The following is a 12,926-nucleotide window of genomic DNA, read 5'->3' as shown; positions in this document are numbered from 1 at the left end:
CTGGCATTCGATATTGTGGCCGCAAATCCCACAGCAATAGTGGGGACAAATTGGGGGCCTTTGGGTCGAAATGCGCGAGCCGCTCGTCTTTTTACCAGGTTTTATGTGTGACGCACGGGTGTTCGGGCCGCAGGTTCTGGCGCTGAGCGCGGATACACCTGTGATGGTCGCCCCGGTGACAATTGGCGAACGCGTCGAAGAGATTGCGTCGGCCTTGATGTCGGCGCTGCCCGCCAAATTTGCCTTGGCGGGGCTGGGATTTGGCGGCATCGTCGCCATGGAAGTGATGCGCCGTGCCCCGGAGCGGGTGTTGCGCGTGGCGCTGATGGACACAACCCCCCTGGCCGAAACGCCACAAGAGGCCGCCGCGCGCGAGGCGCGGCTTGTCAAGGCCCGCACGGGGCGCTTGGCCGAAGCGTTGGAAGAAGAGTTGCGATTGTCTGGTCTTGCTGTCTCGCCCGACAGCGCAGAGGTCAGGGCCATGGCATTGGACATGGGGTTGCACCTGGGGGCAGAGGTCTATGCCCGCCAGACGCGTGCCGCAGTGCGCCGCCGCGATCAACAAGCGGTGATGCGCAAATGCAAAGTGCCGGCAATGGTGATGTGTGGCGCGGAAAACGTGGCCCTGCCGGTCAAACGGCATCAATTTCTGTCGACCCTGATCCCCTATGCACGGCTGAAGGTGATCGAAGGCGCCGGTCATATGTCGCCGATGGAACAGCCCGAAGCGGTCATTGAGGCGCTGCGGGATTGGCAGAAACAACCCTTTGTCCTGCAATAGATTTCAGAGCAAATTCGCCGCCTGAAGGTAATGACGTACCGCAGTTTGCACGTGCCGGAACCGATCCCCGCCCAGATGTTTGCCGCCGTACCATCGCGTGACAATCACCAGGTGGTTGCGGATGTCATCACGTTCCAGCATCCTCAGGATCACATTGCCCGCGCCACTTTCGCCATCGTCGTTCTTGATGGGCGCGTGGTCGAGCAGAACAGCCCAGGTATTATGCGTCGCCTTGGCGAATTTCTTTTGCGTCTTCAGCGCTTTGAGCAGCTCTTTTGCCTCGGTGTCCGACGCACAGGGCGCGCCAGATACCGCATATTTCGATCCGCGGTCGGTCAGGATGTTTTCAAATGTCAGCATGTGTTATGCGCAATCTGGCGGCTCGGGCTGCAAATACCCGAACCGCCAGATCATTGGCGCCTAGTCTTCCAGCGCTTCCAACTCGTCAATGAAACCTTCGATCATCGACAGGCCCTTGTCCCAGAACGCAGGGTCCGATGCATCAAGGCCAAATGGGGCCAGCAGTTCCTTGTGGTGTTTCGATCCGCCGGCCTTCAGCATGTCGAAATACTTCTCCTGGAACCCCTCCGGCTCGGCCTCATAGGCGGCATAAAGTGCGTTCACCAGACCATCGCCAAAGGCATAGGCATAGACGTAGAACGGCGAATGCACGAAATGCGGAATATAGGCCCAGAAGGTTTCATACCCCTCCATGAAGTCGAACACCGGCCCGAGACTTTCGGCCTGTACCGACATCCAGAGCGCATTGATGTCGTCGGGGGTTTGTTCACCTTCCCGGCGCGCCGCGTGCAATTTGCATTCAAAGTCATAGAACGCGATCTGGCGCACCACGGTGTTGATCATGTCCTCGACCTTGCCCGCCAACAGGATCTTGCGGGCCTCTTTCGTCTTCGCGCCCTCCAACATCTTGCGGAAGGTCAGCATTTCGCCGAACACCGATGCGGTTTCCGCCAATGTCAGCGGGGTCGAGGACAGCATTTCGCCCTGATCGGCGGCAAGACGCTGGTGCACGCCATGGCCCAATTCATGCGCCAATGTCATCACATCGCGCGGCTTGCCGAGATAGTTCAGCATCACATAGGGGTGTACGTCGGTCACGGTTGGATGGGCAAAAGCACCCGGCGCTTTGCCCGGTTTTACCGCCGCGTCGATCCAGCCTTTTTCGAAAAACGGCTCTGCCAATTCTGCCATGCGCGGATCAAATCCGGCATAAGCCTCGGTCACGATTTGGCGTGCTTCGTCCCAGCCAACGGTGCGGGTTTCTTCCATCGGCAGGGGCGCATTGCGGTCCCAGACCTGCATCCGGTCCAGGCCCAACCATTTGGCTTTCAACGCATAATAGCGGTGCGACAGCCGGGGATAGGCGGCAACAACCGCATTGCGCAGCGCTTCGACGACCTCTGGCTCGACATCGTTGGACAGGTGGCGACCGGTCTGGGCGCTGGGCATCTTGCGCCAACGGTCGACGATTTCCTTTTCCTTGGCTTGCGTGTTGTGCACGCGGGCAAAGATGCGAATGTTTTCGGCAAACACCCGCGCCAATTCGACGCTGGCGGCCTCGCGCTTTGACCGGTCCTGTTCGGTCAAAAGGTTCAGCGTGCCCTCGATGTTCAGCTCTTCGCCGTCAACTTCAAAGGTCAGCCCGGCAATGGTTTCGTCAAACAACCGTTCCCAGGCATCGCCGACAACCCCCAGATCATGCAGGAATTTTTCCAACTCATCAGAAAGCTGAAAGGGTTTCATCGCCCGAATGCGCCGGAACACCGGGGCATAGCGCGCCAGATCGCCACTTTCGGCCAGAAGCCGTTCGAAATGATCATCACCCAGCCGGTTCAGTTCCAGCGTGAAAAACACCAGCGGTGTGGTGAAATTGGTGATTTTTTCCTGCGCGTCGGACATGAATTTCGCCCGCGCACCGTCGGTGGTCAGCTGGTAATAGCGCAGCCCGGCATAGGACATGATGCGCCCGGCAACAGAGCTGATCTTTTCGTTGCGCTGCACGCATTTCAACAGCTCGGCAGCATCCAGACCGTCCAGCTTGCCTTCGTAATCGGCAGCAAAGCTGGCGCATTCCGTGGCAAGCCAGTCAAGATCGCGGGCCAGTTCGGGGGCATCTTCCCCGGCATAGAGATCGGACAGATCCCATTCCGGCAAATCGCCAAGATCGCGGGTGCCCGCACCGGAATTGGCGTCGCGCACGGGAAAGGGGAGGTTCAGCATGAATTTGGCCTTCTGTTCTGGTTGCCCACAGATAAGCCCGGCAAGGTCCAAGGTTCAAGGGAGGGCGCGCCGCCGCCCGGTGGCGGATTGTGTTACGCCGTGACCCGGACCTGATTTTCCTGTTCAAAAGCGGCGTGGAAATGGGCGCAGGTCAGTTCGAATATCCGCGCCCGCATTTCCCGGGCCTCCATCAAGACTTCGTGTTCGCCATTTTCCAGCACCTCCAGCTTGCCCCCGGGCCAGTTGGACATGCGGGTTTGAATATCCGGCACGCTGACAATGCGTTCATTGCTGCCGATAAAGGTCAGGCAGGGCAGGTCGGGCGAGGGCATCGCCGCCAGCTGGCGACATTCGCGCAGCGCCTCATGCAACCAATGCAGAGAAGGTCCGCCCAGTTGCAATTCCGGGTGTGTGACCACCTGATCGCGCATGAAATCGAACATGTCGCGGTCCGTGGTCAAAAGATTGTCTTCAAAGGGCGCGGTGGCGACATAGCTGTCTGCCCCGGTCGAGGGCGCGTAATGATGGCTGAGGCCCAGGATTTTGCTGGTCCAGCCCACGGCCCATGCGGCGGGGCGCACCGGGGTCGAAATGCGAATGCCCCACATCGGACCGGTAAAGACCGCGGCAATAACCGGAATCTTGTTGTGCAGGGCGCGCAGGCCAATGCAGCCGCCCATGGAATGACCCAGCAGATACAGCGGTTTCGGTGCGCCCAACTTGGGCAATGCGGCCAGGACAGCCTGCACATCGCGTTGATAATCGGCAAACACATCCACATGGCCGACCCGTTCGTCGGCCAGCATGCGATCCGACAACCCCTGACCGCGCCAGTCGATGGCAATCACCTCGTATCCGACAGCGGTCAGGTTTTTTGCCAGCGGCCCGTATTTTTCGACATATTCCGTGCGACCGGGGAAAATAAGATATGTTCCCAGTGGCTTACCTTCTGCGGTGCCGACGGCAGGCCAATGGCCGATACGGATGCGTTTTCCGTCATCGGTGGTCAGCCAGTAACATTGGCCGTTGTCGGGACCGCGGGCAATGTCGTTGAAATACGGGGCTGGCAAAAGTGTCATCAGGACAAGGCCGATCCCAGTTGCATGGCCAGTCCCATATCGCCATCAACCGTCAGCTTGCCGCTCATGAAGGCGCTGGTCGCATCGAGATCACCGGCAAGAATGGCCTCGAATGTGTCGGCATCCGCGGTCAGGGTCACATCGCCATCCTCGTCCGATGCGCTGGCGCCGTTTTCATCGACCAGGATAGATCCCTCGCCGTCGATGACGAATTTTGCTTTGCCGTCAAAGCCATCGTCGAGCTTTTCGTTCAGCGCCTTGACCGCTGCGGTCACCACATCACTCATTTGCGTTCTCCTAAGTCTGATCGCGGGTAGTATTTCGATCCCGCCGCGTTACATTGGAATAACTATGGATACGATCAGACAACACATCAAACGTAGCGTTGCGGCACTTTCGCTCATAGTCATGTATTCCCTACCTTCGGTTATCGAAGCGGCGGAAACTGACGCGCTTTTGAATCAATTGCGCGAGGCTGAGCCGGTCGAAGCTGCACGGATTGAAGCCGAGATTGCACGGCTTTGGTCGCGCTCTGGCTCTGGCGCGATGGATTTGTTGCTGAAACGCGGTCAGGACGCGATGGATGTGCAGGATTTTCCGGCCGCCATTGAACATTTGACCGCCCTGATCGACCATGCGCCGGATTTTGCCGAAGGCTATCACATGCGGGCCATGGCGTATTACAATGCGGATCTGGTTGGCCCGTCACTCGGGGATCTGGAAATGGCGCTGCGGTTGAACCCGGACCATTTCGCCGCCCTGCGCGGGCTTGCGGTGATTTTCGAATCTCTTGGCGACAAGAAACGCGCATTGGACGGATATGAAATGGTCTTGCGCTTGCATCCCAACGATGAAGAAGCGCAAAAGGGTGTCGAGCGGCTGTTGGTCGCGGCCCGCGGCCGTGATCTCTGAACAAGACCCGGAGGACGCGGGATGGCGACCAGTGGACGGACCGTTGCGGTCCTTGGCCCCACCAATACGGGCAAAACGCATTACGCAATTGAGCGCATGTTGGGGCATCGCACAGGCATTATCGGCCTGCCGCTGCGGCTGCTCGCGCGCGAAGTCTATGACAAGATCGTTGCCGCACGCGGGCCTTCTGTGGTCGCGCTGGTCACCGGCGAGGAACGGATTGTGCCGCCGCGCAGCCAATATTGGGTCTGTACGGTCGAAGCCATGCCCGAAGGCATGGGCACAGATTTCGTGGCGATCGACGAAATTCAGCTTTGTGCCGATCCCGAACGGGGCCATGTGTTTACCGACCGGCTTTTGCGGATGCGTGGCACCCATGAGACGCTGTTCCTTGGGGCCGAAACCATGCGCGGCCCGATTGCCGCATTGGTCAAGGGGGTGGAATTTACCCGCCGCGACCGTCTGAGCCAATTAAGCTATATTGGTTCGAAAAAGATAAGCAGACTGCAACCTCGCAGCGCGATTGTCGGGTTTTCTGTTGAAAATGTATATGCCATCGCAGAGCTGTTGCGGCGACAAAAGGGCGGTGCAGCGGTGGTGATGGGGGCCTTGTCGCCCCGGACCCGCAATGCCCAGGTGGAACTTTATCAAAACGGCGATGTTGATTTTCTGGTGGCGACGGATGCCATCGGAATGGGGCTGAACCTTGATGTGCATCACGTTGCGTTTTCGGGCTTGTCAAAGTTTGACGGGCGACGGGTGCGGGCGCTGGCGCCAAATGAACTGGCCCAGATCGCCGGGCGGGCAGGGCGCGGGATGCGCGATGGCACCTTTGGTGTCACCGGCGAAGCGCCGCCGCTGGATGAAGAGGTGGCAAATGCGATTTGCGACCACCGCTTTACCCCGTTGAAAAAACTGCAATGGCGCAATGCGGCGCTGGAATTCGGCACGATCGACCGGTTGATCGCATCGCTGGAACGCCCGACCGAGGATGACATCCTTGTGCGCACACGCGAATCCGACGACCTGCGGGCGCTGCGCACTCTGGCACAAGAGGATGAGGTCTTTGCCCGCGCATCCAGCCCCGATGCGGTCAGATTGCTGTGGGATGTCTGTCGTATTCCCGATTTTCGCGGCATCAGTGCGGCCGAACATTCCGGGCTTCTGGCGTCGATTTTCGGCTTCCTGCATCAGGGCGGCACCATGCCCGATGATTGGCTGGCGCGGCAAATTCGCCGCATTGACCGCATTGATGGTGATATCGACACATTGTCGAAACGATTGGCATATATCCGCACATGGACCTATGTGGCACAGCGTAAGGGCTGGGTCAGTGACGAAAGCCATTGGCGCGGCGAGAACTCGCGCTGTAGAAGACAGGCTGTCGGACGCGTTACATGCCGGCCTGACCCAAAGATTTGTTGATCGGCGCACATCTGTGTTGTTGCGGCGGTTGAAGCAGAAGGAGGCCCTCTTGGCCGAAGTGAATGAAAATGGTGAAGTGACGGTCGAGGGCGAATTCGTCGGCCGTCTTGAGGGGTTCCGCTTCCGGCAGGACAAAGATGCGACCGGGCAGGAGGCAAAAACGCTGAAAACCGCGTCGCTTCAGGCATTGAGCCCGCATTTCCATCTGCGCGCGGACCGGTTCTATAATGCGCCTGATACCGAAATCGACTTTACCGAACAGGGTGGGTTGATGTGGGGCGATCAGGCGGTTGGCAAACTTGTCAAAGGCGCGGATCCGCTGAAGCCCGAGGTCAAGGCATTCGTCGATGACGAAGCCGGACCGGATGTGGCACAGAAGGTGCAGCGGCGTTTGCAGCACTTCATTGATCGCAAGGTGTCGACGCTGTTCGAACCGCTTGTTGCGCTGGGCCGTGACGAGGCGCTGAGCGGGTTGGCCAAGGGCTTTGCCTTTCGCATGGTCGAAGGTTTTGGCGTTTTGCCGCGTGCAACGGTCGCGGATGACGTCAAGGCACTCGATCAGGACGCCCGTGGCGCTCTGCGCAAACATGGCGTGCGTTTCGGTCAGTTTACGATCTTCATGCCGCTGTTGCTGAAACCTGCCCCGACGCGTCTGCGTCTGGTGCTGTGGTCGCTGTGGCAGAACCTTGATATTTTCCCCGAAGCACCGCCGCCCGGTCTGGTCACTGTGCCAACCGATGTGGGTGCGGCGGATGGGGCCGACACGATGTCGGGCTACCGCAAATCCGGGGCCCGCTCGATTCGCATCGACATGTTGGAACGTCTGGCGGATATGTTGCGATCCGAGGACACCCGTGGCGGATTCGAAGCAAAACCGGACATGCTGTCGATCACCGGCATGACGCTGGAACAGTTTTCCGATCTGATGATGGGACTGGGCTATCAGGCCGAGCGCGGTGAACGCAGCAAGGTGAAAGCCGCAGATGTCGCGGTCAAAGACACCGCCGAGGGCACAGTCCCGGCCGCAGATGCGCCGATCATGGATGCGGCTGCGCCGGATCTGGCCGAATCGCCTGCGGACACTGCACCGGATATCGCCGCAGACGTTGCCGAGCCGGAGGCCGAAACCGTCGCCGACATCGCGCCAGAGGCCGAGGTTGCCGCGCGCGAAACCGCAGCTACGGTTGATGTCGAGGCCGGTGAAATCGCCCCGGGCGAGGCCGCGGATGCCGAAAAAGCCGCACCAGAAGTCGAAGTGTTCTATACCTTCCGTTGGGGTCGCCCGCGCGGTGATCGCAATCGCGGCGGCGAGCGCAATCGTGGTGCTGGGCGTGGCGACAACGCGGGCGGTGATGCCGGCGCGCAGGATGGTAAATCCAACGGCAAACCGCGTGGCAAGCGCCCCGCGCGCGACGGTGGCAAACCGGGCGGCAAACCCGGCCACAAGGCGGGCGGCCGCAAGGGCGACCGTCAAGGCAGCAAGAAAAACGACAATGGCCCGCGCAAATTCAGCGCACGACCAGAGAAAAAGGACCGGATCGACCCGGACAATCCTTTTGCTGCGGCGCTTATGGGGCTGAAGGACAAGGGTTAGACTTTGGCCGCAAACGACAAACTGCGCCTGGACAAATGGCTGTGGCAGGCGCGGTTTTTCAAGACACGGACATTGGCGGCACGCATCATCTCGACCGAGGGGGTGCGTGTTGATGGTGTTCGTGTGTCCAAACCCAGCCGCACCATCAGCCCGGGGGATGTTTTGACATTTGTGCAGGCCCGTCGCGTCCGGGTGGTGCGGGTTGTGACGTTGGGTGATCGGCGTGGTCCGGCCTCTGAGGCACAGGCGCTTTACGAAGATTTGTCCCCGCCGGAGCCGAAATCCGAGGACAAGCCGCCCAGAAATCCGGCATTTGAAGGAAAGGGGCGTCCGACAAAGCGGGATCGGCGAAACCTCGATCTTAACCGGCTTCGCCCGCTTGAATGATCCGGCCTGCTGGATTACCTACCGCTGCGACAGCATGAAAGAGACGCCCCATGACCTATATCGTCAACGATGCTTGCATCGCCTGTAAATACACCGACTGTGTCGAAGTATGCCCGGTGGATTGCTTCTACGAAGGCGAGAACATGTTGGTGATTCACCCGGATGAATGTATTGATTGCGGTGTGTGTGAACCGGAATGCCCCGCCGACGCCATCCGCCCGGACACCGAGCCGGACATGGAAAAATGGGTGGAATTCAACCGGAAATACTCTGAACTGTGGCCGGTCATCATCACCAAGAAAGACCAATTGCCCGAAGCCGCAGAACGCGATGGCGAAACTGGCAAGCTCGAGAAATATTTCTCGGAAGCACCGGGCGAGGGCGGTTGACCCGACGGAAATGAATTCGCGGTCAAAGGCGATAAATCCGGGTAAACAGGCCCGGATTTTCGATCTAACCTGTTGAATTTTCAACAGCTATCCCGGCATTCGCGTTAATATGCTGGAAATCGTATCCGTTTTGTGGCATATTGCCCTGTACATGATTTACATTCCCCACTTAGATCAGGTTCGTCTGCACCTGATCAGCTGACAGCGGCTCATAGAAAACCGGCACACGGAGAGGATTGTTCCCCGTGCGGTCTTTTTTGTCGTTTGATGCATGGGGACATGCGAGGAAGGACTGCATGACCAAATCGAAGAAAAATGAGTTCCGCCCGAACGACTATGTGGTCTATCCCGCCCATGGCGTGGGCCAGATCCTGTCGATCGACAAGGAAGAAATTGCCGGTATCCCGTTGGAGTTGTTTGTGATTTCCTTCGAGAAGGACAAAATGACCCTGCGCGTGCCGACCAACAAAGCCACTGAAATCGGCATGCGTTCGCTCAGCTCGCCCGATGTGATCGAGCGCGCCCTGACCACGCTGAAGGGCAAGGCCCGTGTCAAACGTGCCATGTGGTCCCGTCGGGCCCAGGAATACGAGCAAAAGATCAACTCTGGTGATCTGATTTCCATCGCCGAAGTGGTGCGCGACCTGCACCGCAACGATGAACAGCGCGAGCAGAGCTATTCCGAACGTCAGCTTTATGAAGCCGCGTTGGAACGTCTGACACGCGAAGTGGCCGCTGTGGCCGGTGGCGACGAAGTGGCAGCCGCCAAACAGGTGGACGAGGTGCTTTTGTCGCGCGCGGCCTGATCTGCGAAGCCTGATACAATCCTATCCAAGGCCCGTGCGAGCGATCGCGCGGGCCTTTTTCATGCTTGCATCGCGGCAAGTTGCGAATGAAAGTCATTTGTAACTATATGATTTTCTTGATTTTTCCAAACCGTGCGTTTAGGTGCATGCCCAGGGTGCCGTCTGCCCGCAATGCTGGTTAGGAAAACCAATGTCCCCAATTGCAATTGGCGTGCTTGCTTTGTCGATGTCGGTGGATGCCTTTGTTGCGGCGTTGGGAAAAGGCGCAAAATCCGGGGCAGGGACCGAGGGTGGGTCAGAGGGTGGAAATCGCCCGAGCCTTGGCTTTGCGCTCAGGACCGGCGCAATTTTCGGCGCGGTCGAGGCGGTGACGCCGTTGATTGGCTGGGCGCTGGGGCAATCCGCCAGCCCGTTTATCGCGGCCTTTGATCATTGGATCGCGTTTGTGCTTTTGGTGGCGGTTGGTCTGCATATGCTGGTTCAGGCCTGTCGCCCCCGGGGTGTGGGGTATGCCGTCACGGGACGGGTATCGGTCTGGATGACCCTGGCCACGGCTTTTGGCACCTCGATTGATGCCATGGTGGTTGGGGTGTCGCTGGCGTTTCTGGACGTCAATATCTTGGTCGTCGCCGCTGCCATTGGCTGTGCCACCCTGGTGACCAGCACATCCGGTGTCCTGCTTGGGCGCTTCATTGGCCAACGGCATGGCCGTATTGCCGAAGGCACCGGCGGCAGCATTCTGATCGCGCTGGGATCGGTCATTCTGGTGCAACATCTGACCGCCGGTTAGGGGGGGACGCGGCCCTAAGCCGCGTCATCCTTTTGCAATTGCGCCAACAGAAGCGCCCCGAGGTCGGCCTCCAGTTCTTTGGCGCGGGCGATGTAGGGCTCGTTCTCAATCGAAGGAATGTCATCGCGCCACAGCGCGGCCAGCTCGGCCACGGAATGACGGTCATGTTGATAGAACACTTTCTCCGCCTCTGCGGCCTCGTATTCCGTCAACCCGACGTTTTCCAACACATAACGTCCCGCCCGCAGCGAGGAATCGAACAATTCCCGCACGATGTCATTCGCCCCGGCCTGATAGAGTTTGAACGCATGGGTGCGATCACGGGCGCGGGCAATGATATGCAAATCAGGCCGTTCGCGGCGCGCCAGCGCGACAAGCCCGGTGGCCGCCGCCGGGTTATCCAAGGCCACCACCAGCACCCGTGCCTCGCGCAGACCGGCGGCATGCAACAGCTCGGGGCGGGTGGGATCCCCATAAAAGCCCTTGAACCCGAAACGCCGCATCAGCTCGATTGTCTTCATGTTGTTGTCGAGCACCACGGTCTTGAACCCCGAGGATTGCACCAAACGGTTGACGATCTGGCCAAAACGGCCAACCCCGGCAATGATCACCGGCCCCTTTTCGTCAATGACATCCTCTTCATAGGTTTCGGCCCCGTCGTGCATCCGGCGCGACAGATATTCATACAGGATGAACAGCAGCGGTGTGATCAGCATCGACAGCGCCACCACCAGCAGCAATGTTTGCGACAATTCCGGTGCCAGAATGTGCTGGTTGACCGAAAAGGAGATCAGCACAAATCCGAACTCCCCCGCCTGGGCAAGGCTGAGCGTGAACAGCCAGCGGTTTCGCCCCTTCAATTTGAACAGGATCGCGAGCAGGAAAAGCACCGCGCCCTTGGCCAGAATAACCGCCAGCGTCAGCCCAAGGATTTTCAGCGGGGCATCAAACAGGGTGGGGAAGTCGATCCCGGCGCCCACGGTGATGAAAAACAACCCCAGCAGTAGGCCTTTGAACGGTTCGATATCGCTTTCCAGCTCGTGCCGAAATTCCGAGTTCGCCAGCACAACCCCCGCAAGAAAGGTGCCCAGCGCAGGCGACAGGCCGACCAGGATCATCAAAGTGCCGATGCCGACAACAATCAGCAGGGCGAGGGCGGTGTTCAATTCCCGCAATCGCGCCGCATGGATAAAGCGGAACGCCGGCCGCACAAGGTAGATCCCCGCCAGGATGATCGCCGCCACCGCGCCCAGGGTGACAAGGGTCACACCCCAACCCGGCAGCCCCTCGACCAGTGACATCGAATGTTCCGCCGCCGTCTTGGCCTCGTTCGAGGGCAGTATGATCGCGCCGTCCGGGGCAATCGCCGCCTGGGGGATGACCGCCAGCAGCGGCAAAAGCGCCAGCATCGGGATGACCGCGATGTCCTGGGTCAAGAGCACGGAAAACGCAGATCGACCGCCGCCGGTCTGCATCAACCCTTTTTCCGACAGGGTTTGCAGTACGATTGCGGTGGACGACAGGGCAAAGATCAACCCCACCGCCAGCGCCACCGGCCAGACCAATCCCAAAAGCATCGCGCCGCCCATGATCAACAGGGTCGACAGGGTGATTTGCAACCCGCCCAACCCGATCAATTTGTGACGCATGTCCCATAAGGTGCGGGGTTCGAGTTCCAGACCGATCAGAAACAACATCATCACCACGCCGAATTCGGCAAAATGCTGCAATTCCTGTGTTTCATGACCGCCGACAAAGCCGAATATCGGCCCGATCACGATGCCAGGCCGCCAGATAGCCCAACACCGAGCCCAACCCAAACCGCGACGCGATCGGCACGGCGATCACCGCAGCGGCGAGAAACACGGTGGCCTGAAAAAGAAAACTTTCCATAGATAAATTCCTGCTGATTGCGGCCATTGTGCAGGGCGGGGCAGGGATGAACAAGCGGCCATTGCCCGCTTGGCATGATCTGTGCCGTCAGCTGCCTAAAGTGGCAGCGGCGCATCCTGTTTCAGCTGATCCATGACAATCTGGCTCTGGATGCGGGCCACCGCGCGATGCGGCAGCAACACGTCATGGATCAACCGGTTCAACGCCGCCAAATCGCGGCAATAGACCCGGAGCAGGAAATCCGCCTCTCCGGTCAGGGTCCAGGTGCTGACGATTTCCGGCTGGGATTGCATCAATCTCGAAAGACTCTCGCCGTCTTCGGGGCGCTGGCTGGCCAATTGGACCTGCACAAAGGCCTGCACCCCAAGCCCAAGCCGCGCGGCATCCAATTTGGCACCATAAGCCCGGATATATCCCTCGGCCTCCAGCCTTTGACGGCGCCGCCCGGCCTGACTTGGCGACAGGTTCAGCGCCTCGCCCAGTTCATTGGCGGTCAGATGGGCGTTTTCCTGTAACAGCCGCAACAGCTTGCGGTCAGAAGAATCGAGCATATGCGTGCTTCCCGCATCTTTTGGGCAGGAATCGTAATTCTGCCGCGAAATTATAAAAGGTCATGCCGAATTATGCGC

Annotated in this window: 11 protein-coding genes and 2 pseudogenes; 7 read left to right on the top strand and 6 right to left on the bottom strand. The window is 59.2% G+C overall.

Annotated elements, in window-relative coordinates; translation table 11 throughout:
- Positions 1–70: 70 nt before the first annotated feature.
- Positions 71–781 carry an alpha/beta fold hydrolase gene (locus AC0L4F_RS21050; RefSeq protein WP_244691335.1) on the top strand — a complete coding sequence of 237 codons (711 nt, stop codon included), beginning with the start codon at positions 71–73 and terminating at the stop codon, positions 779–781.
- Positions 782–784: 3 nt separating this feature from the next.
- Here the strand turns inward: AC0L4F_RS21050 and AC0L4F_RS21045 are convergent, their stop codons facing one another.
- The 4 genes from AC0L4F_RS21045 to AC0L4F_RS21030 all read right to left on the bottom strand — a co-directional run bounded on the left by AC0L4F_RS21045 (position 785) and on the right by AC0L4F_RS21030 (position 4,388).
- Positions 785–1,141 carry a YigZ family protein gene (locus AC0L4F_RS21045; protein WP_244691334.1) on the bottom strand — a complete coding sequence of 119 codons (357 nt, stop codon included), beginning with the start codon at positions 1,139–1,141 and terminating at the stop codon, positions 785–787.
- Positions 1,142–1,201: 60 nt separating this feature from the next.
- Positions 1,202–3,022: a M3 family oligoendopeptidase gene (locus AC0L4F_RS21040; protein ID WP_244691333.1), complete on the bottom strand. Its 1,821-nt coding sequence runs from the start codon at positions 3,020–3,022 to the stop codon at positions 1,202–1,204.
- 92 nt (positions 3,023–3,114) lie between these two features.
- Positions 3,115–4,101 (bottom strand): alpha/beta fold hydrolase, encoded by a 987-nt coding sequence (locus AC0L4F_RS21035; protein ID WP_244691332.1) that lies wholly within the window; start codon positions 4,099–4,101, stop codon positions 3,115–3,117.
- Positions 4,101–4,388, bottom strand: coding sequence for an SCP2 sterol-binding domain-containing protein (locus AC0L4F_RS21030; protein WP_244691331.1), 288 nt, complete (start codon positions 4,386–4,388; stop codon positions 4,101–4,103). The genes AC0L4F_RS21035 and AC0L4F_RS21030 overlap by 1 nt, the downstream gene beginning before the upstream one ends.
- Before the next feature lie 64 nt (positions 4,389–4,452).
- Between AC0L4F_RS21030 and AC0L4F_RS21025 the strand changes: the two genes are divergently transcribed.
- From AC0L4F_RS21025 to AC0L4F_RS21000, 6 genes and pseudogenes are all read left to right on the top strand, one after another.
- Complete coding sequence (locus AC0L4F_RS21025; protein ID WP_244691330.1) at positions 4,453–5,013, top strand: tetratricopeptide repeat protein; 561 nt, start codon at positions 4,453–4,455, stop codon at positions 5,011–5,013.
- A 21-nt stretch (positions 5,014–5,034) separates the two neighbouring features.
- Positions 5,035–8,032, top strand: a pseudogene (locus tag AC0L4F_RS21020) (helicase-related protein).
- Between the two features lie 3 nt (positions 8,033–8,035).
- A complete protein-coding gene (locus AC0L4F_RS21015) occupies positions 8,036–8,419 on the top strand; it encodes an RNA-binding S4 domain-containing protein (protein ID WP_244691329.1) in 384 nt (127 codons plus the stop codon).
- Positions 8,420–8,469: 50 nt separating this feature from the next.
- A complete protein-coding gene (gene fdxA, locus AC0L4F_RS21010; RefSeq protein WP_244691328.1) occupies positions 8,470–8,808 on the top strand; it encodes a ferredoxin FdxA in 339 nt (112 codons plus the stop codon).
- A 296-nt stretch (positions 8,809–9,104) separates the two neighbouring features.
- On the top strand, positions 9,105–9,614 hold the full coding sequence (locus AC0L4F_RS21005) for a CarD family transcriptional regulator (protein ID WP_244691327.1): 510 nt from the start codon (positions 9,105–9,107) through the stop codon (positions 9,612–9,614).
- Positions 9,615–9,804: 190 nt separating this feature from the next.
- Positions 9,805–10,404 (top strand): manganese efflux pump MntP, encoded by a 600-nt coding sequence (locus AC0L4F_RS21000; RefSeq protein ID WP_244691326.1) that lies wholly within the window; start codon positions 9,805–9,807, stop codon positions 10,402–10,404.
- Between the two features lie 14 nt (positions 10,405–10,418).
- On the opposite strand, the pseudogene AC0L4F_RS20995 reads toward AC0L4F_RS21000, so the two are convergent.
- Both AC0L4F_RS20995 and AC0L4F_RS20990 read right to left on the bottom strand, forming a co-directional pair.
- Positions 10,419–12,297 (bottom strand): annotated as a pseudogene (locus AC0L4F_RS20995) (monovalent cation:proton antiporter-2 (CPA2) family protein).
- 95 nt (positions 12,298–12,392) lie between these two features.
- Entirely contained in the window at positions 12,393–12,848 is a 456-nt protein-coding gene (locus AC0L4F_RS20990) for an Lrp/AsnC family transcriptional regulator (RefSeq protein ID WP_244691325.1), read from the bottom strand.
- Positions 12,849–12,926 lie beyond the last annotated feature (78 nt).

The organism is Marinovum sp. J2-8 (assembly GCF_055808435.1).
Note: the sequence above shows the minus strand (reverse complement) of the source record. Positions and strands in the feature narration are given on the sequence as shown.

Excerpts from the sequence above, each read along its gene's own strand:
- AC0L4F_RS21050 (WP_244691335.1), top strand. The coding sequence starts at position 71 with ATGCGCGAGCCGCTCGTCTTTTTACCAGGTTTTATGTGTGACGCACGG.
- AC0L4F_RS21045 (WP_244691334.1), bottom strand. The coding sequence starts at position 1,141 with ATGCTGACATTTGAAAACATCCTGACCGACCGCGGATCGAAATATGCG.
- AC0L4F_RS21040 (WP_244691333.1), bottom strand. The coding sequence starts at position 3,022 with ATGCTGAACCTCCCCTTTCCCGTGCGCGACGCCAATTCCGGTGCGGGC.
- AC0L4F_RS21035 (WP_244691332.1), bottom strand. The coding sequence starts at position 4,101 with ATGACACTTTTGCCAGCCCCGTATTTCAACGACATTGCCCGCGGTCCC.
- AC0L4F_RS21030 (WP_244691331.1), bottom strand. The coding sequence starts at position 4,388 with ATGAGTGATGTGGTGACCGCAGCGGTCAAGGCGCTGAACGAAAAGCTC.
- AC0L4F_RS21025 (WP_244691330.1), top strand. The coding sequence starts at position 4,453 with ATGGATACGATCAGACAACACATCAAACGTAGCGTTGCGGCACTTTCG.
- fdxA (WP_244691328.1), top strand. The coding sequence starts at position 8,470 with ATGACCTATATCGTCAACGATGCTTGCATCGCCTGTAAATACACCGAC.
- AC0L4F_RS21005 (WP_244691327.1), top strand. The coding sequence starts at position 9,105 with ATGACCAAATCGAAGAAAAATGAGTTCCGCCCGAACGACTATGTGGTC.
- AC0L4F_RS21000 (WP_244691326.1), top strand. The coding sequence starts at position 9,805 with ATGTCCCCAATTGCAATTGGCGTGCTTGCTTTGTCGATGTCGGTGGAT.
- AC0L4F_RS20990 (WP_244691325.1), bottom strand. The coding sequence starts at position 12,848 with ATGCTCGATTCTTCTGACCGCAAGCTGTTGCGGCTGTTACAGGAAAAC.